Origin of the sequence: Halorubellus salinus (assembly GCF_020567525.1) — an archaeon.
Lineage (GTDB): Archaea > Halobacteriota > Halobacteria > Halobacteriales > Natrialbaceae > Halorubellus > Halorubellus salinus.
This window is the reverse complement of sequence record NZ_JAJCVI010000001.1, coordinates 232863-253931: the sequence shown is the minus strand read 5'-3', so window position 1 is coordinate 253931 and position 21069 is coordinate 232863. Positions and strand designations below refer to the sequence as shown.

The 21069-nt window shown below is 70.3% G+C and carries 21 protein-coding genes; 13 read left to right on the top strand and 8 right to left on the bottom strand.

Annotation, left to right across the window (positions count from 1 at the left end; all coding sequences use genetic code 11):
- Positions 1–21 precede the first annotated feature (21 nt).
- The 4 genes from LI336_RS01260 (at position 22) to LI336_RS01245 (ending at position 3425) form a co-directional block, all read left to right on the top strand.
- Positions 22–714 carry a CDP-alcohol phosphatidyltransferase family protein gene (locus LI336_RS01260; RefSeq protein WP_227130806.1) on the top strand — a complete coding sequence of 231 codons (693 nt, stop codon included), beginning with the start codon at positions 22–24 and terminating at the stop codon, positions 712–714.
- Positions 711–1394 carry a CehA/McbA family metallohydrolase gene (locus LI336_RS01255; RefSeq protein WP_227130805.1) on the top strand — a complete coding sequence of 228 codons (684 nt, stop codon included), beginning with the start codon at positions 711–713 and terminating at the stop codon, positions 1392–1394. Before LI336_RS01260 ends, LI336_RS01255 begins: the two co-directional genes overlap by 4 nt.
- On the top strand, positions 1391–2116 hold the full coding sequence (locus LI336_RS01250) for a TVP38/TMEM64 family protein (protein ID WP_227130804.1): 726 nt from the start codon (positions 1391–1393) through the stop codon (positions 2114–2116). Before LI336_RS01255 ends, LI336_RS01250 begins: the two co-directional genes overlap by 4 nt.
- Before the next feature lie 88 nt (positions 2117–2204).
- Entirely contained in the window at positions 2205–3425 is a 1221-nt protein-coding gene (locus LI336_RS01245; RefSeq protein ID WP_227130803.1) for a methionine adenosyltransferase, read from the top strand.
- A gap of 30 nt (positions 3426–3455) precedes the next feature.
- On the opposite strand, the gene LI336_RS01240 is transcribed toward LI336_RS01245, so the two are convergent.
- From LI336_RS01240 to LI336_RS01225, 4 genes are all read right to left on the bottom strand, one after another.
- Complete coding sequence (locus LI336_RS01240; RefSeq protein ID WP_227130802.1) at positions 3456–3935, bottom strand: hypothetical protein; 480 nt, start codon at positions 3933–3935, stop codon at positions 3456–3458.
- A 230-nt stretch (positions 3936–4165) separates the two neighbouring features.
- Positions 4166–4705 carry a hypothetical protein gene (locus LI336_RS01235; protein ID WP_227130801.1) on the bottom strand — a complete coding sequence of 180 codons (540 nt, stop codon included), beginning with the start codon at positions 4703–4705 and terminating at the stop codon, positions 4166–4168.
- 2 nt (positions 4706–4707) lie between these two features.
- Positions 4708–5226, bottom strand: a complete 519-nt coding sequence (locus LI336_RS01230) for a hypothetical protein (protein WP_227130800.1) — start codon at positions 5224–5226, stop codon at positions 4708–4710.
- The gene (locus tag LI336_RS01225) at positions 5223–5480 is read right to left on the bottom strand and encodes a hypothetical protein (protein WP_227130799.1); all 258 of its coding nucleotides are present in this window, start codon (positions 5478–5480) and stop codon (positions 5223–5225) included. The genes LI336_RS01230 and LI336_RS01225 overlap by 4 nt, the downstream gene beginning before the upstream one ends.
- 123 nt (positions 5481–5603) lie before the next feature.
- Here LI336_RS01225 and LI336_RS01220 point away from each other — a divergent pair, with 123 nt between their 5' ends.
- From LI336_RS01220 to LI336_RS01195, 6 genes are all read left to right on the top strand, one after another.
- Positions 5604–6800, top strand: coding sequence for a tRNA sulfurtransferase (locus tag LI336_RS01220; RefSeq protein WP_227130798.1), 1197 nt, complete (start codon positions 5604–5606; stop codon positions 6798–6800).
- Between the two features lie 62 nt (positions 6801–6862).
- A complete protein-coding gene (locus LI336_RS01215) occupies positions 6863–8236 on the top strand; it encodes an aryl-sulfate sulfotransferase (RefSeq protein ID WP_227130797.1) in 1374 nt (457 codons plus the stop codon).
- Between the two features lie 73 nt (positions 8237–8309).
- Entirely contained in the window at positions 8310–9860 is a 1551-nt protein-coding gene (locus LI336_RS01210) for an HTTM domain-containing protein (RefSeq protein ID WP_227130796.1), read from the top strand.
- A gap of 16 nt (positions 9861–9876) precedes the next feature.
- On the top strand, positions 9877–11628 hold the full coding sequence (locus LI336_RS01205; protein ID WP_227130795.1) for an HTTM domain-containing protein: 1752 nt from the start codon (positions 9877–9879) through the stop codon (positions 11626–11628).
- A complete protein-coding gene (locus tag LI336_RS01200) occupies positions 11625–12116 on the top strand; it encodes a DUF5804 family protein (RefSeq protein WP_227130794.1) in 492 nt (163 codons plus the stop codon). The genes LI336_RS01205 and LI336_RS01200 overlap by 4 nt, the downstream gene beginning before the upstream one ends.
- Positions 12113–13069, top strand: a complete 957-nt coding sequence (locus LI336_RS01195; RefSeq protein WP_227130793.1) for an alpha/beta fold hydrolase — start codon at positions 12113–12115, stop codon at positions 13067–13069. Before LI336_RS01200 ends, LI336_RS01195 begins: the two co-directional genes overlap by 4 nt.
- 47 nt (positions 13070–13116) lie before the next feature.
- Here the strand turns inward: LI336_RS01195 and LI336_RS01190 are convergent, their stop codons facing one another.
- Positions 13117–13647, bottom strand: coding sequence for a hypothetical protein (locus tag LI336_RS01190; protein WP_227130792.1), 531 nt, complete (start codon positions 13645–13647; stop codon positions 13117–13119).
- A 457-nt stretch (positions 13648–14104) separates the two neighbouring features.
- On the opposite strand from LI336_RS01190, the gene LI336_RS01185 reads away from it, so the two are divergent.
- Positions 14105–15136, top strand: coding sequence for a sensor histidine kinase (locus LI336_RS01185; protein ID WP_227130791.1), 1032 nt, complete (start codon positions 14105–14107; stop codon positions 15134–15136).
- A gap of 43 nt (positions 15137–15179) precedes the next feature.
- Here LI336_RS01185 and LI336_RS01180 read toward each other — a convergent pair whose 3' ends face one another.
- Entirely contained in the window at positions 15180–16205 is a 1026-nt protein-coding gene (locus LI336_RS01180; protein WP_227130790.1) for a PLP-dependent cysteine synthase family protein, read from the bottom strand.
- Positions 16206–16471: 266 nt separating this feature from the next.
- Here LI336_RS01180 and LI336_RS01175 point away from each other — a divergent pair, with 266 nt between their 5' ends.
- Positions 16472–16861: a TlpA family protein disulfide reductase gene (locus tag LI336_RS01175; protein WP_227130789.1), complete on the top strand. Its 390-nt coding sequence runs from the start codon at positions 16472–16474 to the stop codon at positions 16859–16861.
- Positions 16862–16904: 43 nt separating this feature from the next.
- On the opposite strand, the gene LI336_RS01170 is transcribed toward LI336_RS01175, so the two are convergent.
- Complete coding sequence (locus LI336_RS01170; RefSeq protein ID WP_227130788.1) at positions 16905–17327, bottom strand: hypothetical protein; 423 nt, start codon at positions 17325–17327, stop codon at positions 16905–16907.
- 108 nt (positions 17328–17435) lie between these two features.
- A complete protein-coding gene (locus LI336_RS01165; RefSeq protein WP_227130787.1) occupies positions 17436–19589 on the bottom strand; it encodes a thioredoxin domain-containing protein in 2154 nt (717 codons plus the stop codon).
- Between the two features lie 132 nt (positions 19590–19721).
- Between LI336_RS01165 and purD the strand changes: the two genes are divergently transcribed.
- Entirely contained in the window at positions 19722–21044 is a 1323-nt protein-coding gene (gene purD / locus LI336_RS01160) for a phosphoribosylamine--glycine ligase (protein WP_227130786.1), read from the top strand.
- Positions 21045–21069: the final 25 nt, after the last annotated feature.

Here is a 21069-nt window from a genome sequence, read left to right as displayed (position 1 = left end):
GTCCGCGCGTTCACGCGTACGATGTCAACGGGCCCCGACGGTGCACTGGCGGCGGCGTATCGAACGCTCGGCGAGGGCGCGCGACGGACCGGCTTCCGGTACGACTCCGGGAACATCCTCCACCGCCTCACCCCGGCGGACTACGTCTCGCTCGTCGCGCTCTTCTGGGCGTGGACCGCCGCACTCGCGCTCCTCGATGGCGCGACGCGGCTCGGGGTGACACTCGCCTTCGTCGCGTTCGCGTTCGACAAGCTCGACGGGTGGCTCGCGCGACGCCTCGACGTCGACTCCAAGCTCGGCCGACAGGTCGACTCGTTCATCGACATCTTCGTCTACCTCGTCACCGGCGCGCTCCTGTTCCACTACGCGCTCGCCCCGAACGTCCTCGCCAGCGCGGTCGTCGGCTTCCTCGTCATCGGGTTCGGCGGCTTGCGGCTCATCCGCCACAACGAGGAGGGGTTCGTGGACGTGGACGGGACGAGTCACTACCACGGGACGACCGTCGTCCACACGCACCTCGTCGTCGTCGCAAACGTCGTGCTCGCGACCCACGTCGGGGCGTGGAACGGCTGGCTGGCCGCCGGGACGGTCGCCGCTGCCTGCCCGCTGATGGTGTCCGACTACCGCGCGCCGAAGACCGAGCGCGTGCACTACCTCCTGGGCGTGGTCTGCCTGCTCGTCCTCGCGGCGCTCTACGCGCCGGTCCTCCCATGAGGACGCTCGCTTTCGACCCGCACGTCCACACGGAGGGGTCCTGGGACTCGAACGCGGCCGTCGAAGATGTGCTCGCGGCGGCGGCGGATGCGGGCTTGGACGGGCTCGCGGTGACGGACCACGACGCGGTCGATCACTCGCTGTACGCGGTCGAGCGAGCGCCGGAGTTCGGGCTGTTCGCGATTCCGGGCGTGGAGGTATCGACGCTCGGTGGCCACCTGCTCGCGCTCGGCGTGGAGACGACCCCGCCCGAGGGGCGCTCGTTCGCGTGGACGGTCGACTGGGTGCACGACCGCGGCGGTGTCGCGGTCGCACCGCATCCGTTCCGGCGGTCGAGTCACGGCGTCGGCCGCGAGGTCCTGCGGGACGCGGACGCGCTCGACGCGGTGGAGACGTTCAACGCCTGTACGGTCCTCGGGTACCGGAATCGGCAGGCGCGGACGTTCGCGAGCCGACACGACCGGACTCGCCTCGGCGGGAGCGACGCGCACCGGCCGGCTCGCGTCGGCGACGGCTACACGCGAGTCCACGTTCGCCCGGCGGCGGACCCGGTTGCGGACTACCAGCCGATACTGGACGCGATACGCGAGGGCCGGACGAGCGCGCACGGGCGGACGGCGAGCGTGCGGTCGTACGTCGCGAAGTTCGCGGTGAACGCGAAGACGCGGACGACGCGATGACGATGCTCGGCGACGAGCGGTTCTTCGAGTCCGACCGGGCACGGCGGCGGGCGCTCGTCGCGACGGTCGCGACGGTCGTCGCGTTCGCCGCGAGCGCGTGGGTGGTTCACGAGTACGCGAGCGTCCTGCTCTCGCCAGCGTGGGCGCGCGAGACGGTTCGGGAGTTCGGGCCGTGGGCGCCCGTCGCGTACACGACGCTACAGGCCGTACAGGTCGTGCTCGCACCGGTTCCGGGGCAGACGCTCGGGTTCCTCGCTGGCTACCTGTTCGGCGCGATTGCGGGGACGACCTACAGCATGGTGGGCGTGGTCGCCGGGAGCTGGATCGTGTTCCGGCTGGCGCGAGCGTACGGTCGCAGCGCGGTCGAGTCCTGGGTGACCGACGACGTCCTCGAGGGATTCGACGGGTTCGTCGACGAGCAGGGCGAGGCGGCACTGTTCGTCGTGTTCCTCCTGCCGGCGTTCCCGGACGACGCGATCTGCTTCCTCGCGGGCCTCTCGGAGCTACGCGAGCGACGGTTCCTCGGGCTCCTCGTCGTCGGTCGGTTTCCGTCGTTCGCGGCGGTCGCGCTCGCGGGCGACCAGTTCGCTCGCGAGCAGGTGCTGCCGTTCGTCGCGCTCGCGACGGCGCTGGTGCTCGTCACCGTCGTCGGGTACCTGAGGCGGGACCTCCTGGAGCGTGTGGACGAACGCGCCGCAGCCTGGCGGACGACAGGGACGTGAACGACCACCAGAAATAACCTGGAGTAATCTTCTTGGCGCTGTTCGTTTCCGCAAGTTATAGAAACCGCGCCAGGGTAGGAATTGGACAATGACTGACCGCAATATTCGCGTGGAGCCCATCGACCGACTGGCCGTCGAGGACCAGGAGGTCGAGATCGTCGAGCGGAAGGGCCTCGGGCACCCCGATTCCATCTGCGACGGCATCGCCGAGAGCGTCTCGCAGGCGCTCGCGCAGACGTACCTGGACCGCGTCGGGAAGGTCCTGCACTACAACACCGACGAGACGCAGCTCGTCGCGGGGAACGCCGCGCCCGCGTTCGGTGGCGGCGAGGTCATCGAACCCATCTACCTCCTCATCGTCGGTCGCGCGACACAGGAGTACGAGACCGACGACGGCGTCGTCCACCACATCCCCACGGGTCGCGTCGCGCTCGAAGCCGCCCGGGACTACATCGACGCGAACTTCCCGGAACTCGAGTTCGGGACCGACATCGTCGTCGACGTCAAACTCGGTGAGGGCTCCGGCGACCTCCAGGAGGTCTTCGGCGAGGACGGCGCGACGGTGCCGATGGCGAACGACACGAGCTTCGGCGTCGGGCACGCGCCGCTGACGCAGACGGAGACCATCGTGTACGAGGCCGAACGCCGCCTCAACGGCGAGTACCACGAGACGAACCCCGAACTCGGTCAGGACGTGAAGATCATGGGGAAGCGCGAGGGCGACGAGATCGACATCACGGTCGCCGCGGCGATGGTCGACTCCTACGTCGGCGGTCTCGAGGAGTACACCGAGGCCGTCGAGGGCGTCCGCGAGTTCGTCACCGACGTCGCGCACGAGCACACCGACCGCGAGGTGAACGTCCACGTGAACACCGCCGACGACCTCGAGGAGGGCTCCATCTACCTCACCACCACCGGGACGAGCGCGGAGCAGGGCGACGACGGCTCCGTCGGCCGTGGGAACCGCGCGAACGGCCTCATCACGCCGAACCGCTCGATGAGCATGGAGGCGACGTCCGGGAAGAACCCCGTGAACCACATCGGGAAGATCTACAACCTCCTGTCGACGCGCATCGCCGAGGCGGTCGTCGCCGAGGTCGACGGCATCCGCGACCTCCGCATCCGCCTCCTCAGCCAGATCGGACGCCCGATCGACCAGCCGCACGTCGCGGACGCGCACGTCATCACCGAGGACGGCGTCGCCATCAGCGACGTCCGCCCCGAGGTCGAGGGCATCGTCGACCGCGAACTCGCGGACGTCACGGACGTCACGCGCAGCGTCATCGAGGGCGAACTCACGACGTTCTAGCGACGGCGTCGCTCGACGCGTGACTCCTTCTCAGCAGGTGTCGACGGTCGCGGTGACGTCCCCGTCGGCGGTGACGGTGAGCGTCGCGTCGCCGTAGCACTGGTTCGTCCAGAGGACCGTCGACGCCGTCTCGTCGTCGACCTCGATTCGAACCTCGTAGGACTGGATGCCCGTGGGGTCGGCGTGCTCGACGTCGTAGACGGCGTCGTCGAACCCGGGTTCGTACGTCGACTGCAGCAGGTACGCCTGCACACCTCGGCGTCTGTCGAAGACGGTCAATCGGACCTCGCGAGGACTTTCGGCCTGGTTCTTGAGGACGACGAGGTGCTCGTGGTCGACCTGCTCGGGCTGACTTCGCTCGCGGTCCGAAGCGTCTGCGGTCGAGAACACCGGTGTTGCGGGGTCGTTCGTCGTCTCGCCGGTCTCGTTCCCGTCGAGGAATCCGGAGCAGCCCGCGACGGCGGTCGTTCCGACCGTTGCGACCGATGTGACGAGGGTGCGACGGTTCACACTCGGTGATTTGACAGCACTGGATTAAGTTTTTATGTTAACATCTTTGCGGGCGGTTCCTATCCATCCCTCCGAGAGATATCCTTCGGGTTTCGTCCCGATAGCCAACGATGGCCTGTGGCTGTGCTCGGTCCCTGCGTTCGGTTCGTCGTCGGACTCGACACGTCCCGCGAGCGAGAGCGAAATCACCGTCGTTCGCCCGCCAGCGAGGAGCCTTCGCCGGTTCGTGCTCAGCAGATCGTGTAGGTCCCGTCGAGTTCGTCGTCGGCCGTGACGACGAACTCGGCCCAGCCGTAGCACTCGCTCGTCTCGATGGTCACGGTCTCGGTCTGGTCCTCGAACGTGCACGTGATGCGGAACGCCTCGACGCCGTCCGGGTTCGCGTCCGCGGTGTCGTACGCGACCAGCTCGGAGCCAGCGGGAACCTCGTGGCGCTCGTCGTGGACGACCGTCCCGGTCGCCTCGCGATACACCTCCAGACCGACGGAGTGTGCGACGCCGTCCTCGCCGTCGTTCCCGATTCGAACCTCCTTCGAGGGGTCTGGCTCGTTCGCCGCCTCCGACCACCACGTCGAGTCGTCGTCGGTCGTCTCCGTGGGCGTCGACGATCCGCTGGGCTCCGACCCCGAGCGTTCCGTCTCGGTGCCGTCGTGGGGCGTCGTGGAGCGCTCGCTCGTGGACGCGCCGGGTTCGTCGTCGGTCAGACACCCTGCGAGCACGACGCTTGAGAGGGCGCTCGTCGCCGTCGCGAGGAGGGTTCGTCGGTTCATGCTCAACAGATGGGGCGTTCGACGACGAGTTCGCCGCGCTCTCTGAGGACGATACCGCAGTCGGTGTAGCACTTGCTGGTCGCCATGAACCGCGAGGCGGTCTGCTCGCCCGTTTCTCCGGTGATTTTGAACCGCTCGACCCCGTCCGGATTCGCCTCATTGAGGTTGTAGACGTACTCCGACCCCTTCGGCTGGAGTTCGTGCGTGGACTCGTGGACGACCTCGTCCGGGCCGTCGTCGACGTGCTGCGTGACGGTCACGGCAATCTGGTGGGTGGTGGCCGCCTCGTTCTCCACCCAGATGGCGTGGTCCGGGTCGGGAGCGTCCATCGCGTGGACCGTCGTCGAGTCGTCGGTCGTGCCCATTTCTGTCGTCGAGTCGTCGGTCGTGCCCATTTCCGTCGTCCCGGAGTCGTCGGTCGTGCCCATTTCCGTCGTCCCCGAGTCTTTCGCGGATTCGAGGCAGCCTGCGGTGCTCGAGACCACTGCGAGCGTGCCGAGGAGGAGGGTTCGTCGGTTCATGCGTGGTGGAGGGTGTGGACGACCTCGCTGCGGTCGCTGCGCGTGACGGTGACGGCGACCGAGCGCGTCCCGTCGGTGTCGTTCTCGACGACGGCGTGATGCGGTCCCGGTGACCGTATCGGGGTGAGAGCGTCCGCGTCTGCGGTCGCGTTCGCGTCTTCGTTCGCGAATGCGTCGTCGCGCCCGTCGACTGACGGCGAGTCGGTCGCGGGGAGCGGGCTGCTGAGGGTGGAGGGGAGAGGGCGGCGGCTCATACACCGAGCGTGACCGCGTTCCTGTAAGTGCCTTTGGGCAGGCCACCGCCGCGGCTGGGACCGGCGTTCGGGTCGACGCGCGGACCGACACGCGTTTTGCTGGGCGTGGGATACGGATGGGTGATGCAGCCTCCCGGCGCGGACGTGGTGCTGGTACGGCACGGCGACATGGGGTCGAAGTCCCGTGGCGTGAAGCGCGACATGGAGCACCGCCTGGGGGAGAACCTGCGCGCCATCCTCGCCGACCGCGGGCTCGACGGCGACGTCGAGTTGACGTGGTCGCGGCCGCGCGTCCACACCACGGAGGACGACGTCACGGCGGTCGCGGAGGCGGCGGCGGACACGTTCGGCGTGGTGTCTGCGAGCCCCGCGCTGTCTGTCGACTCCGACCTCGACGGTATCTGCGACGTGCTCGCGGAGACCGCGCAAGTGGTCTACGACGACGGGGCGTTCGCGGTCGACGCGCGGCGGAGCGACCGCTCGCTCCCGTTCGACAGCGAGGACGTCCAGCGCGAGGGCGGCCAGGCGATATGGGACGCCGCCGAAGCGGCGGGCGTCGACCCCGCGGTCGACCTCGAGGACCCGGACGTGACCTTCGGCGTGGAGGTCCGCGAGGAGGCGACGTTCGTCTACACCGACACCGTCGACGGCGTCGGCGGCCTCCCGCTGGGCACGCAGTCGCCGCTCGTCGTCCTCGTCTCCGGCGGTATCGACTCGCCGGTCGCCGCGTTCGAGGTGATGAAACGCGGCAGTCCGATCGTCCCGGTGTACGTCGACCTCGGGGACTACGGCGGCCCGGACCATCGCGCTCGCGCCGTCCAGACGGTCCGTGACCTCGCGCGGTTCGCGCCGAACCACGTCGAGTCCGCGTGGGTCGTCCCGGGCGGCGACGCTGTCGCGCACCTCGTCGAGACGATGGACCGGGGGCGGATGCTCGCACACCGACGATTCCTCCTGCTCGTCGGCGAAGCCGTCGCCGAGATGGTGGGAGCGACCGGCGTCGTCACGGGCGAGGCGATCGGCCAGAAGTCCAGTCAGACGACGAGCAACCTCGCCGTGACCGACGCCGCGACGACACTACCCGTGCATCGGCCGCTGTTGACGTGGGACAAGCACGACATCACCGCGCTCGCTCGCGAGATCGGGACGTTCGCGGACTCCACCATCGACGCCGGCTGTAACCGTATCGTGCCAGACGAACCGGCCGTCGACGGGAGTCTCGACCAGATCCGAGCGCTCGAACCCGACGACCTCTGGGAGCGAGCGCGAGACGCGGTCGACCGCGCCGAACGCGTCGTCGTCGAGCGGACGGGACCGTAGCACGCCGCCGGTCTGGCTACCGAATCGTAAGTTTAGAGACGTGTCGCATCCGCCAGTGGACTGTGAGTGCCCTCCACGCAGTCCCACGTCCTTCCAGACGAACGTTCCGCGTCCTCGCGCTCGCGCTCGTCCTCGTGAGTGCGTCGCCCGCGATGGCGACCGTCCTCGGCGTCGCCACCGGGAGCGCGGGGTACGACGGCGGCGTCCCCGAGTCGGTCCCGCCCGCGGACGGCCACACGGTCGTCACCGTCGACGGCATCGGCCCCGGCCTCATCGCCGCGTACGCGCCGAACGGCTCGAAGGTGTACGAGGCCGACGAACACCGGTTCTATCACGACGTCGACCCCGCACCGCGGTTCGGGAAGGCGTCGGTGACGTACGTCGCGAGTCACGGCGCCGCCGCCAGGCACTGTGCGAGCGAGGACCGCTGCCGGAAGTCCCAGGTGATGCGGCTCAACGTGACGACCGGCGAACGCGAGGAGTTGTGGGCGCGATACGCGACGCCCTCCGGGTCGAACAACATCCACGACGTCGACTTCGTGAACGACACGCACCTCGTCGTCGCGGAGATCTCGCATCCGGACGGCGTCTACGTCGTGAACGTCTCCGCGGACGAGGAGGTGTGGCGGTGGAACGCGAGCGAGCACTACGACCCGAACGCCTCGGGCGGCCAGTACCCCGGTGACTGGACACACATGAACGACGTCGAGTACCTCCACGACCGCGGGCTGGTGATGGCGAGCCCACGGAACATGGACTCCGTCATCTTCATCGAGCCCGGCGAGGGCGTCGTGGAGGACATGACGCTCGGGAGCGACGGCGACCACCGGACGCTCTACGAGGCCCACAACCCGGACTACATCCCCGAGGAGCGCGGTGGGCCGGCGGTCGTGGTCGCGGACAGCGAGAACGACCGGATCGTCGAGTACCAGCGCGTCGAGGACTCGTGGGAGCGCTCGTGGCTGTGGCGCGATGGAAGCGTGCAGTGGCCGCGGGACGCGGACCGGTTCCCGAACGGGCACACGCTCGTGACGGACACGCACAGCGACCGCGTCGTCGAGGTCGACGCAGACGGCGACGTCGTCTGGCAGATGCGGTTCCCGGGGCCGTACGAGGCCGAGCGGCTCGGAACGGGCGCGGAGAGCGCGGGTGGGCCGGCGGCCGCCGAGGCCGGACTCGACTCGCGGCGCGCGAGCGGCGGCGTCGTCGCTGGCGTCGTGCTCGCCGCGGAGGACGTCCTCCCGAGCCTGCTCGTGAACGGGATGCTGTTCACGCTCCCGCGGTGGATGACGCCCGTTGACGCCGTCGGGATGGTGTTCGCGGCGCTGTTCGCGCTCGCCTGGGCGACCGGCGAACTGGGTCTGGTCGTGCACCGACGCCGGAGCGGCGGTGTCGAGGGCGCGAACGCCGAGTCGAGCGCGCCCGGCGACGACTGAGGCGGTTCGGGCATCGCGCGGACGGTACACAAGACATTTCTCCGTCGTGGTGGTCGATACGGCCCGAAGCGACATGTCTCTCGTCTCGCGCGTGCTCGACGCCGTCCGCGACCGGTTCGCCGTCGACCGGCGGGCGCTCGGCGCCGTCCGCGTCGCGCTCGCCGCGCTCGTCCTCCTCGACCTCGCGCTCCGGCTCCAGGACGTCCGCGCGTTCTACACCGACGCCGGCGTCCTCCCTCGGGCGCTCCTCCTCGAGACGTTCCCGACGCTCGGGCGGCTCTCGCTACACACGCTCTCGGGCGCACTCTGGTGGCAACTCGTCCTGTTCGCGGCGATCGCGGTCGCCGCGGTCGCGATGGGCGTCGGCTACCGGACGCGGCTCGCGACCCTGGTCACGTTCGTGCTCGTGCTCTCGCTCCAGCTTCGCAACCCCGTCATCCTGAACTCGGGCGACTCGCTGCTCCGCCGGCTCCTCCTCTGGGGGGTCCTCCTCCCGCTCGGAGCGCGCTGGAGCGTCGACGCCCGACGACGCGCCGCGACGAGTGGTCGCGGCGACCGCGAGGACGCCAGCCTGCTGTCGGTCGCGACGGTCGGGCTGCTCGTCCAGGTCGTCGCCGTGTACGTCGTGAACTTCGTCGTGAAGGCCCGCGGCCGCGCCTGGACCGAGGGCGTCGCGGCCCGGCTCGTGTACGGGATGGACGGCCTCACGGTCATGTTCGGCGACGTCGTCGCGGAGTTCCCGCTGCTGCTGACCGTGGGGACGCACGCGTGGACGGCGCTCCTGGTGACGTCGCCGCTGCTCGTGCTCGCCCGCGGTCGCGCCCGGACCGCGCTCGTCGCCGCGTTCGCGGCCGGTCACCTCGCGCTCGCGCTCACGCTCCGCCTCGGGCCGTTCCCGCTGGTGTCGCTCGTCGCCCTGCTGCCCTTCCTCCCGACGTCGGTCTGGACCCGGTTCGAGGGCGTCGTCGACGACCACCTCGCCCCGCGCGCCGACGCGCTCCGGGAGCGACTCGGTCCCGTCTCCGGACTCGCTCCCTCGAGTCCGCCGCTCCCGGCGGCGGTTCGGGGCCTCGGCGCGTGGTCGGCGCGGTCGGTCGCCGTCGCACTGCTCGTGTTCGTCCTCGTCTGGAACGCCGCGGCCCTCGGACTTCTCGCACTTCCCGCGAGCGTCACCGACACCGTCGACCCCGAGGAGCGGCGCTGGGACATGTTCGCACCCGAACCCCGCTCGACGGACGGCTGGTACGTCACCGTCGGCACGACCACCGCCGGCGACCGCGTCGACGCGTACGCCGGCACCGTGAGCACCGCGGCGCCCGGCGACGTCGACGCGACGTACCCGAGTCACCGCTGGTACATCTACCTCACGACGCTCAGGGAACGACCGCCGCCCGGCCTCCGCGACCGATTCGCGCACTACCTCTGCGAGCGGTGGACGCGCCGGCACGCGTCGACGCTCGGCTCGGTGAACGTCACGTTCGTCGCCCGCAGCGTCGTCCTCGACGCCCCCGACCGGGTCGAGGTCAGACCGTTCGGCGTCACCGAGTGCGCGAATGGCGGACGCGGGAACGACCCCGGGAACGTCGAGCGCACAAGATACTTGCCGGCACTGGAACTGGACTGAACCGACCTCGCAACCGATGCTCTCACTCCAGCAGTTCCGTGCGGCCCTGCGCGCTCGACTGGGCGTCGACGAGCGCGCGCTCGCCGCCGTCCGCGTCCTGCTCGCGACCGTCGTCCTCGTGGACGTCGTGCTCGCCGCCGCGGACGCGAGAGCGTTCTACACCGACGCCGGCGTCCTCCCGCGTGACCTGCTGTTGGTGGAGTTCCCCGTCCGCGGCCAGTTCACCCTGCACGCGCTCTCGGGCGCGCCCTGGTGGCAGTACGTCGCGTTCGCGCTCGTCGCGCTCGCCGCGGTCGCGATGCTCGTCGGGTACCGGAGTCGCCTCGCGACCGCGGTGACGCTCGGCCTCGTGCTCTCGATGCAGTTCCGGAACCCGTTCGTCCTGAACTCCGGGCACTCGCTCCTCCGCCGCCTCCTCCTCTGGAGCGTCCTGCTCCCCGTCGGCGCGCGCTGGAGCGTGGACGCGAAGCGGCGCGCGTCCGCGGACCGAGATGGGGCGGACGGTGACGCCGGGAGTGTCGCCCCCGACCTGGTGACGTCGGTCGCGACCGTCGGCGTGTTCGTGCAGGTCCTCGTCGTGTACGGGATGAACGCGGTCCTGAAGTCCCGCGGTCGAGCGTGGCAGTCAGGCGAGGCCGCGGAGCTCGTGTTCGGGATGGACGCCATCACCGTCTTCCTCGGGGACGCCCTCGCCGGCCAGTCGGTCCTCCTCGAACTCGGCACGCACGCCTGGGTCCTCCTCCTGTACGCCACGCCGCTGCTCGTGCTCGCCACCGGACGCCTCCGCGCGCTCGTCGCCGGAGCGTTCGTCGCCGCGCACCTCTCGATGGCCGCGACGCTCTCCCTCGGCGTCTTCCCGTTCGTCTCCATCGCCGGCCTCCTCGTCTTCCTCCCGCCGTTCGTCTGGGACCGCCTCGAACGCGTCGTCGACCCCCACGTCACAGCGCGGGTCGAGGGCGCGGTGACCGTGCTGGAGCGTGCGACTCCGAGCGACGACGACCCCAGCGACCACACGTTTGGCGGCGACGACCCCAGCGACCACACGTTTGGCGGCGACGGCCCCAGCGACGACGCCCTCAGCGGCGACGCGGCGAGCGCCCCTCTGGCTCGCCTGCGGTCCGCTGGCCGGACCGCGTACCGCGTCCTCCCCGTCGTCGTCCTCGCGGCCGTCCTCGTCTGGAACGCCGCCGGGTTCGGGCTGCTCGCGCTCCCCGCCGCGGCGACCGAGACTGTCGACCCGACCGAGCACCGCTGGGACATGTTCGCGCCGAACCCGCTCTCGACGGACGCGTGGTACGCGACCGTCGGCACGACCACCGGGGGCGACCGCGTCGACCTCTACGCCGGGACCGCCAGCCGCGGCCCGCCAGCGGACGTCGACGCGACGTACCCGAGCCAGAAGTGGTACCTCTACCTGCGGAACCTCCGCGGCGGCGACGTCGACGAGCGGCGCGACCGGTTCGCGCAGTACCTCTGCGACCGCTGGAACCGCCGGCACGCGTCGACGCTCGCCACGGTGAACGTCACGCTCGTCACCGAGGACGTCCGTCTCGACGACGACGGCGAGATCGCACGCGAGTCCTTCGGCGGGCGGTGCACGGACCTGATGACGGCCACCACGAGGACCGCGCTGGCGCGACCATCGTCCCTGGAAGCGCTGACGCGACCGTCGTCCCTGGAAGCGCTGACGCGACCGTCGTCGACGAGCGCGGCGCGGGCGCGCGAGCCGAAACCGATTAGCCCCGTCGTCCCCGAGAGGCTGGCGTGACAGAGGTCTGCTTCGTCGGGGACGCTGACTGCGACCTCCAGTACGAGTTGCTCTCCCGGGAGACCGCGCGCGAGGCGCTGTCGACGTACGACCTGCGGCGGCCGTTCGAAAACGCCATCGCGCTGTCGACGGTGAGCCTCGGCGCCGCCGTCTCGCTTTGCAACGACCTGAACTGGTACATCGTGCGGTTCGTCGACGACGTCCTCGTGCGCGAACCGAGCGTCGACGACGACGAATGGCTCTCCCGCGAGCTCGCGACCGCGGTCCGCGACGGCGACGTCCACGGCCCGGACACCGGCGAGTACCTGAAGGTGTACGGACTCGAGGAACCGGAGCCGACGCCGGAGGACCCGAACCCGAAGGGACCGCCGGCGCTCGTCGAACCGCTGTACGTCTCGCGTCAGGACGGCGAAGTCCCCGAGTACGACCTCCGGGACGTCGACGAGACGGTCGTCGTCCGACTCACGGAGGGCGAGTTCACCGTATGATTCCAGAAGACGAACGCGAACCGGTCGACGTCGGCGAGGCGAGCGTCCCTGCCGCCGGCGTTGCCGAGGGCGACGCGGACGGCGTCGAGTCGCCGGTCGACGGCCCGGCGAGCGTCGGCACGGGAGCGGCCGTCGTGGACGGCCGACGCGTCGCGTACCGTCGCGCCGGGACCGAGGGCCCACCGCTCGTACTCCTGCACGGCGCCGGCGTGGACGACGGCGCGCTCTCCTGGGAGCACGTCCTCCCGGAACTCGGGCGGACGCACCGCGTGTACGCGCTCGACTGGCCGGGGCACGGCGAGAGCGACGACGCGCCCGAGCACTCCGTGGCGGCGTACCGCGACGTCCTCGTCGGCGTGCTCGACGAACTCGGCCTCGCGTCGGCCGCAATCGCCGGTATCTCGATGGGCGCCGGCGTCGCGCTCTCGTTCGCGCTCGCGAACCCCGAGCGCGTCGACCGGCTCGCGCTCGTCTCCAGCTACGGCCTCGGGCGGTCGGTCCCCGCCGGCTCGCTCTGGTACGCGCTCGCGAACGTCCCCGGCGCGAACCAGGCGGGCTACGCCGCGATGGGGTCGTCGACGACCGCTGCACGCACCGGGCTCTCGCAGGTCGTGTACGACGCGTCCGCGCTGAACGCCGGGTTCGTCGAGGCGTTCCGGGAGCGCGCGAGTCGCGCCGGTGCTGGCGCGGCGTTCGCCGCGTTCCAACGGAACGAGATCGGGCCCTCGGGTCGCGTGAAGACGAACCTCGCCGGACGACTCGACGACCTCGCGGTCGAGACGCTGTTCGTGCACGGCACCCAGGACCCCCTGTTCCCCGTGGCGTGGGCGCGCCGCGGCGCCGAGCGTGCCCCCGACGCGTCCCTCGTCGAGATCCCCGAGTGCGGGCACTGGCCGACCCAGGAACATCCGGCCGTGATAGTGGACGCGTTCCGGTCGTTCTTCGCGACCTGAGTCCACGCACTCGGTCGGTTCTCCGCGACGTGAATCGACGCACTCGGTCAGTTCTCCGCGAGGAAGGAGAGCCAGCCGGCGAGCGACCAGCCCGTGAGCGCGCCGACGACGACCGGCAGGCCGAACGTCGAGAGGTGCGCTTGCAGGCCGAGGACGCCCGCCGCGACGACGGCACCGAGGACGTCGAGGAGGAGGTTCGGCGTGGACCCGTACACGCTCGGATTGAACGCGAACGCGAGCGTCGGTGCGAGGAGCCCGACGCTGGCGCCGACGGCCGCGCTCCGGCGGCGCGTGCGGACGCGAGGGCGTTCGGCGGCGCGCCACCAGAGCACGCTCCCCGCGGTGAGCGTCCCCGCGGCGGCCGAGAGAACGAAGTCCAGGCCGGGCGCGAACGTCGGGTTCGACAGGTCGACGACGAGGACGAGCGCGACGGCGACGACGGCGTAGCTCGCGCCGACCACGACCGACAGGCCGACCGTCCGCTCGTCGTCCTCGTTCACGCTCGTGGCGTTCCCGTGCCCGCCAGAGAAGCGTTCTGGTTCGCGAGCGACGACCGCGGTCGCTGCTCGCACCCTCACGCCGCTTGGCTGGCCCTGACAGGTCGTCGTATGACAGCAGCCGAATCCGTCCTCCGGGACTCGCCCGTCGACTACGAGACCGCCGTCGCGTCCGCACTCCCGCCCGACGTGCGCCGACCCATCATCGTCTACCTACTCGGTGGCGTCCTCACGACGTTCGGGCTCTCGCTGTCCGTCGAACCCGGGTTCGGCGGGCACCCGTCGAGCTCGTCGCCAGCATCATCGGCCTGGTCGTCGCTGTCGTCGGCGCCGCGATGCTCTTCGTCGGCCTCATCGACGCCGCGATGCTCTTCGTCGGCCTCATCGACGCCGCGTTCACGCTCGTCATCGACGCGAACCGCCTCGCGACCGCCGAGTGATCACCGAGTGAGCGTCGACTACCGATCGAGTCAGCCGACTGGTGCTCGGTCGCGCCGGCGCCACAATAGTTATCTCTCGAATGCGCGTCCGTCCTGCCGTGAACGAGACCTCGCCGCGCGGAGCTGATGGCTCTCGCGGTCGACCGAACGCGCTCGTCGCGCTCGGTGCGACGCTCCTCGCGGTGGTCGTCGCCCTCACCGTCCTCGCGTCGAACCCGCTCGAAGCCCGGTTCCTCCAGGCGTCGCTCCCGACCGTGCTCTCGCTCGGCATCGTCGCGTACGGTCGACGCCACGACCACACGCTCCACGTTACCTCGACCCGACCGCTCGTCGAGTGGCTGCTCGCGACGCTCCTGTACTTCGTGTTCGTCGGAACGTGGTTCTTCGTGCTGTCCGTGACGTTCGAGACGAGCATCGAACTCGCGATACTGACGTCGATGACCGCCGGGACCGCGCTCGGCGCCGTCATCGGCGTGTACGCCGTCCGGTTGCACGCCGCGAACGACGAACTCGTCGCGGCCAACGACGAGCTGTCGGCGTTCGCGAGCATCGTCAGTCACGACGTCCGGAACCCCGTCCAGGTCGCGTCAGGCTCCCTCCAGTTGCTCGCCGCGGACCGCCCGGACGACGACGAGAACGTCGAACGCATCGAGCACTCGCTCGACCGCATCGACACCATCATCGAGAACGTCCTCGTGCTCACGCGCGGCGTCGAGGACGTCTCGCACTCGCGTCCGGTCGCAATCGCTGCCGCCGCCCGCGACGCCTGGGAGACGACGGACGCACCCGACGCCTCGCTCTCGCTCGCCGACCCGCCGTCGGTGACGGCGACCGAGAACCTGCTCGCGACGCTCCTCGAGAACCTGTTCCGGAACGCGAACGACCACTCGCCGGGCGCGGTGACGGTGACCGTCGGCGCACTCCCGGACGACGACGGGTTCTACGTCGAAGACGACGGCCCCGGCATCCCCGAGGACGAGCGCGCGGACATCTTCGGGATGGGCGAATCCGGCGGTGGCGGCACCGGTATCGGACTGTTCGTCGTCGGCCGCGTCGCGGACGTCCACGGCTGGGCGTACCGCGTCACGTCGGGCCCCGCGGGCGGTGCACGCTTCGAGTTCCGGACGTGAGGAACGAACGGAGTCGCGAGCGAGTCCGCGCCGATGCGATCGGTCACTCGACGTCGTCGAACAGTCCCGTCGACAGGTACCGTTCGCCGGAATCCCAGAACACCGTCACGACGAGCGGGCAGTCCGCGCCCGCGTCCCGTCCGGCACCCACCGTCGAACCACCTGCGTCCGCCCGGTCCTCGTCGCGCGCACCGACCGGCGTCCGCGGTTCGCCCGTGCCCGCCGGCGGACACTCCACGTCCGGGTTCGCGATGCGTTCCGCGACCCGCTTCGCGGCGACGTTCGACGCACCAGAGGACTGCCCGACGAGGATGCCCTCCTCGCGAGCGAGCCGCCGGCACTCCGCCTCCGCAGTCCCCACGTCCACCGTCTCGACCTCGTCGATGAGGTCCCGGTCGAGGTTCGGACTGACGAACCCGGGCCCCATCCCCTGGAAGTCGTCGTCGCCGCTCTCGCCCGTCGACAGCACCGCGTTCTCCTCTGGCTCGACCGCCACGACCGTCATCTCAGGGAACTCCTCCCGGAGCCGCCGCGCGTTCCCCGAAAGCGTCCCCCCAGTGCCGACGCCAGCGACGAACGCGTCGATCTCCCGGCCCTCCACCTGCTCGAGTATCTCCTCCGCAGTCGTCCGATAGTGCGCCCGCGGATTCGCCTCGTTCTCGAACTGCCGTAACTGCACCGCGCCAGTCTCCCGCTCGATCTCGTCCGCGCGCTCCTTCGCCGCCTCGATCTCGCCGTCGACGAGCTCCAGATCAGCGCCGTACGCACCCATCACCTGCCGTCGCTCCGGACTCTTCGACGCCGGCATCACGATCGTACACTCGTACCCGCGCGCCGCACACACCATCGCCACACCGATCCCCGTGTTCCCACTCGTCGGCTCCACCACCCGATCACCGGCCGTCAACTCACCAGCGCGCTCCGCCGCCCGGATCATCTCCAACGCCGGCCGATCCTTCGCCGACCCAGCCGGATTGAACGACTCGATCTTCGCCGCCACCGTCGCCCCCGGCGGCCCGTCGACCGCAACCAGCGGCGACCCGATAGTCCCGAGGATACTCCGCTTCATACCACGCCGTTCGCCCCCAGCAGTTTTACCGTGTCGGACACCGGCAGCCACTGACGCTACCAGAGCCATCACGCGCACCACCCCACCCACGCCACTCACGCGGCCGCCGGGCGCTCGCGCGAGCCGCAACGCAGAAACGCCGACCTGGCGGTCGGCGTATGCTCGTGCGAGCCCCAACGCGGAAACGCCGGTCTGGAGACCGGCGTATGCTCGTGCGAGCCGTCGTCGCCGCAACGGTCAAATCCCTCGCGTCGGTACGGGTTGCTATGAGCGAATCATTGAAGCTGGAGACGATGCGGCCGAACCCGGCGTTCTCGCCGGGTGCGTACGAGGACACCGTCGCGACGTGGGAGGCGCTCGCGGACCGCGTGGTGGTGAAGGTGTGGGGCGGGGACTGGTGCGTCGACTGCCGCCAGCAACTCCCGGACTTCGGCGCGCTCCTCGACGCGGCCGGCGTGGACGCCGTCGAGCACTATCCCGTCGAGCGCGAGGACGGCGGGAAGGTCGGGCCGGGCGTCGACGAGTACGGGATCGAGTTCATCCCGACGGTCGTCGTCGAGGACCGTGAGACCGGCGAGGAACTCGCTCGGTTCGTCGAAGACGCCGCGGTCCCGGTCGGCGTCGTCCTCGCCGAAGACCTGGAAGCACACGTCTGAACGCACAGTTCCGGGACGACAGCCGCGAGTCTCTCGGTATCGGTCAGGGTTGCACGCAGTGTCCTGGTTCCTCGTCGGTCGAGAGGTAGACGTCGTCGGACTCGACGGAGAACCGGAGGTTGATGTCGCCCGAACAGTCGCGGTAGTGCTCGGGGCGGTCGACGGTCACGGTCGTCGAATCGCCAGCCGTGGAGACGACGAGCGTGAACTCGCCGGTTCCCTGGAGGCGGAGGACGCGCTCGAAGGACTCGTTCGCGGCGAGCGACCGCTCCATGACCGTGCGGTCGTTCCGGAGGAGCGTCACGGAGACGGGCGTCGTGTCCTCGCCGAGCGCACGCACCTGGACGTCGTGCGTGCGCGGCGGCTCGTCGGTGGGCGTCGGCGTCAGGTCGACGGCGGCGCCCGAGAGGAAGACGTACCCGAGGAGGCAGCCGACGAGGACGGCTCCGAGGAACGTTCGCTTCACTGGCACGAGATGGGTCGTGTCGACCCAAAACCGTTGTGGCTGAATCGAGCGTCGAATCCCGAGTCGGCGTCGTGAACGCCACCGTCACGGTGTCGGCGAGCGCGTCGTTCAGTCGTCGAAGAACGCGATGGCGTCGGCGAGCGCGTCCGCGGGCGGCGAGCACGCGAACGACCGGCACGCGTACGCGGTCGGGCCGTCGCGAGCGTCGCGACCCGCCCAGATTGGCGGGGTGTCCTCGAGCCCGAGTTCGTCGAGCCACGCGTCGAGGGCGTCTGTGGTCGCGGGTCGCTGTGCGACGACCCGGCGCGGGAGGTACGTCGCGGCGAGCGTCTCGCGGAACTCCGCGGGGCGGTCCTCGCACGCCAGGGTGAGTTCCGCGTCACCGCGCCGGTAGCGGTCGGCGACGAGCGCGAGCGTCGGGTGCTCGACGGGACTGGCTTCGATGCGGGAACCGTGGCGTTCCAGGACGGTCTCGACGACGGCCTCGTAGCGGTCGTCGGTCGTGAAGTGGTCGAGACTCAGGAGGACGTCGCACGCCACGCCGAGGCTGGAGGGCGTGGACTGGTCGCGGACCTCCTGCGGGCGGACGACGAGCGCCTCGCCGGAGGCGGGCGTGAAGAAGACGCTCCCGGCGTCGGCGTCGTAGAACTCGTCGACGACGACGTCCGCGAGGTCGAGCGCGAACGAGAGGGACTCGACGGCACCGGTCGCCTGGTAGTGGTCGAACGCGCCGCGAGCGAGGAACGCGTAGTCCTCCAGGTAGCCCTCGCCCTGGACGTCGAGGCCTTCGGGGGCGTCGTCGACGGGGACGGCACGACGCGAGAGTCGCCGCTCGGCGTCGTCCCAGAGGTGTTCGCGGACGAACGCGAGCGCGTCACCCGCGAGGGCCGCGTGTGCCTCGTCCTCGAGGACGATGGCGGCCTCCGCGAGCGCGCTGACCGCGAGGCCGTTCCAGCCGGCGAGCACCTTCTCGTCGCGCCGGGGTCGCGGGCGTTCCTCGCGCGCCGCGAAGACGGCTTCGCGGGCCCGTTCGAGACGCTCCCGGACCGCCTCGGCGTCTACGTCGTGCTCGTCGGCGAGGTCGTGGACGGACGCCGAGATGGTGAGGACGGTGTCGCCCTCGAAGTTCCCCGAGTCGGTGACGCCGAAGCGCTCGCAGAACAGGTCCGCGTCCCCGGGCTCGCAGGCGTCGCTCGCCGCGACCGCGTCGCGGACGCCGTCGGGCGTCCAAACGTAGAACGCGCCCTCCTCGTGCTCGCCGTCGGCGGTCTCGCTCTGCGCGTCGAGCGTCGCGTACAGCCCGCCCGCTGGGTGACGGAGTTCGCGCTCGAGGAAGTCGATGGTCTCGCGGACGACGTCGGCGTACCGCTGGTCGCCCGTGACCTGATAGCCAGCGAGGAACGCGCGTGGGAGTTCGCCGTTGTCGTACAGCATCTTCTCGAAGTGCGGGACCGTCCAGTCGCGGTCCGTACAGTAGCGATGGAAGCCGCCGCCGACGTGGTCGTAGAGGCCGCCGTCGGCCATCGCGTCGAGCGTCTCCGTGACGACGTCGCGGGACGCGTTCCGACCGCTCTCGGCGTGCTCGCGCAGCAGGACGTGGAGGCGCGCCTCCTGCGGGAACTTCGGGCCCTGGTTCCCGAACCCGCCGTACTCGCGGTCCGCGCCGCGTTCGATGGCCGCGGCAGCGTCCGCGAGCACGTCGTCGTCGGGAGCGTCAGCGCCCGCCGAGGGCACGTCCTCGAGGCGGTCCTTCGCGGCGGCCGTCCACTGGTCCGCGCGATTCTCCATCTCCCGACGGTCGTCGTCGTTCCGCCATGAGTCGGCGATCCGCCCGAGCAGGTTCTCGAACCCCGGCATGTTCCGGCTGGGTTCCTTCGGGAAGTACGTCCCGACGTAGAACGGCTTGCCGTCGGGCGTGAGCCACGCCGACAGCGGCCAGCCGCCCCGTCCCGTGACGGTCTGGCAGACGGTCATGTAGATGGAGTCGACGTCCGGGCGTTCCTCGCGGTCGACCTTGATCGGGACGAAGTGCTCGTTCAGGAGGTCGGCGACGTCGTCGTCCTGGAAGCTCTCGTCCTCCATGACGTGACACCAGTGACATGCCGAGTACCCGACCGAGAGGAAGATGGGTTTGTCCCCTTCGCGCGCCGCGTCGAGCGCGGCGTCGTCCCACGGCTGCCAGTGTACGGGGTTGTCGGCGTGCTGTCGAAGGTACGGCGACGCCTCCTCGTCGAGGCGGTTCCGGTCCGTCGGGTCGGTCATACCCGCAGGTTGGAGTCGACGGCGGGTAAAGGCGTCCGTCGCGGTCCCACACCCACCTGGTGCGCACGTCCGTGGATACTATCGGCGCGTGGAAGGGCAAACTTTACAGCGTCGTGCGTACCGGTTTCGCGTATGTCAGAGACCGTCCTGCTCGTCGGCGGCGGTGGCCGAGAGCACGCCATCGCCCGCGCCGTCGACGAGGCAGAGGAGCCCGCGACACTGTACGCCTGCGCGAGCAACCGCAACCCCGGTATCGCGCGCCTCGCCGAGGACTTCGAGACGCTCGACGAGAACGACCCGGACGCCGTCGTCGACTACGCGCTCGAGGTCGGCGCGACGCTCGCCGCCATCGGCCCGGAGTCCCCGCTCCAGGCCGGCGTCGTGGACGCGCTCGAGGACGCCGACGTGTACGCGTTCGCGCCGCGCGAGGACGACGCGCGCATCGAGACGGACAAAGCGTTCCAGCGCGAGTTCATGGAGGCGAACGAGATACCGGGCCGCATCGACTACGCGACGTTCGAGGACGTCGACGCGGCGTGCGCGTACGTCGAGGAGTACGACGGCGACGTCGCCGTGAAACCCGTCGGACTCACCGGTGGGAAGGGCGTCCGCGTCACCGGCGACCAGGTCACGACCGAGGAAGCCGTCGAGTACATGCGCGACAGCGACTGGGACGACTGGGTCGTCGAGGAGCGCCTCGTCGGCGAGGAGTTCACCATCCAGGCGTTCGTCGCCGGCGACGACGTCCTCGTCACGCCCGCCGTCCAGGACCACAAGCGCGCCTACGAGGGCGACGAGGGCCCGAACACGGGCGGGATGGGGAGCTACACCGACGCGTCGTTCCAGTTGCCGTTCATGACCGAAGCGGACAGCTTCGAGGCGCTCCAGATACTCGAAGCGACCGTGGACGCGCTCGAGGACTACCGGGGCATCCTCTACGGCCAGTTCATGTTGACCGCGGACGGCATCAAGGTCGTCGAGTTCAACGCGCGCTTCGGCGACCCGGAGGCGATGAACACGCTCCCCGTCCTGGAGACGGACTACGTCGAGGTCATGCAGGCCGCGCGCGACGGCCGCCCGCTCCCCGAGCTCGAGTTCGCGAACGAGGCGACGGTCTGCAAGTACGCCGCCCCCGAGGGGTACCCCGTCGACCCGGAGGCCGGGACGAAGGTCACCGTCGACGAAGCCGGTGCGCGCGAGGTCGCCGAAGGCTACGACGGCGACGCGCTCCTGTTCTACGCGAGCGTCGACGAGCGCGACGACGGCATCTACACGACCACGAGCCGCGCGTTCGCCGTCGTCGGCATCGCCGACACCATCGCCGACGCCGAGGCCGTCGCCGAAGCCGTCCTCGACGAAGCCGGCGACGAAGGCCTGCACGTGCGCCACGACGTCGGGAAGGCCGACCTCGTCCAGTCGCGCATCGACCACGTCGAGGACCTCCGCGGCGACTGACGCGACGAGCGCAGTCGACTCGGAG

Excerpts from the sequence above, each read along its gene's own strand:
- LI336_RS01260 (WP_227130806.1), top strand. The coding sequence starts at position 22 with ATGTCAACGGGCCCCGACGGTGCACTGGCGGCGGCGTATCGAACGCTC.
- LI336_RS01255 (WP_227130805.1), top strand. The coding sequence starts at position 711 with ATGAGGACGCTCGCTTTCGACCCGCACGTCCACACGGAGGGGTCCTGG.
- LI336_RS01250 (WP_227130804.1), top strand. The coding sequence starts at position 1,391 with ATGACGATGCTCGGCGACGAGCGGTTCTTCGAGTCCGACCGGGCACGG.
- LI336_RS01245 (WP_227130803.1), top strand. The coding sequence starts at position 2,205 with ATGACTGACCGCAATATTCGCGTGGAGCCCATCGACCGACTGGCCGTC.
- LI336_RS01235 (WP_227130801.1), bottom strand. The coding sequence starts at position 4,705 with ATGAACCGACGAACCCTCCTCGCGACGGCGACGAGCGCCCTCTCAAGC.
- LI336_RS01230 (WP_227130800.1), bottom strand. The coding sequence starts at position 5,226 with ATGAACCGACGAACCCTCCTCCTCGGCACGCTCGCAGTGGTCTCGAGC.
- LI336_RS01225 (WP_227130799.1), bottom strand. The coding sequence starts at position 5,480 with ATGAGCCGCCGCCCTCTCCCCTCCACCCTCAGCAGCCCGCTCCCCGCG.
- LI336_RS01220 (WP_227130798.1), top strand. The coding sequence starts at position 5,604 with ATGCAGCCTCCCGGCGCGGACGTGGTGCTGGTACGGCACGGCGACATG.
- LI336_RS01210 (WP_227130796.1), top strand. The coding sequence starts at position 8,310 with ATGTCTCTCGTCTCGCGCGTGCTCGACGCCGTCCGCGACCGGTTCGCC.
- LI336_RS01205 (WP_227130795.1), top strand. The coding sequence starts at position 9,877 with ATGCTCTCACTCCAGCAGTTCCGTGCGGCCCTGCGCGCTCGACTGGGC.
- LI336_RS01195 (WP_227130793.1), top strand. The coding sequence starts at position 12,113 with ATGATTCCAGAAGACGAACGCGAACCGGTCGACGTCGGCGAGGCGAGC.
- LI336_RS01180 (WP_227130790.1), bottom strand. The coding sequence starts at position 16,205 with ATGAAGCGGAGTATCCTCGGGACTATCGGGTCGCCGCTGGTTGCGGTC.
- LI336_RS01175 (WP_227130789.1), top strand. The coding sequence starts at position 16,472 with ATGAGCGAATCATTGAAGCTGGAGACGATGCGGCCGAACCCGGCGTTC.
- LI336_RS01165 (WP_227130787.1), bottom strand. The coding sequence starts at position 19,589 with ATGACCGACCCGACGGACCGGAACCGCCTCGACGAGGAGGCGTCGCCG.
- purD (WP_227130786.1), top strand. The coding sequence starts at position 19,722 with ATGTCAGAGACCGTCCTGCTCGTCGGCGGCGGTGGCCGAGAGCACGCC.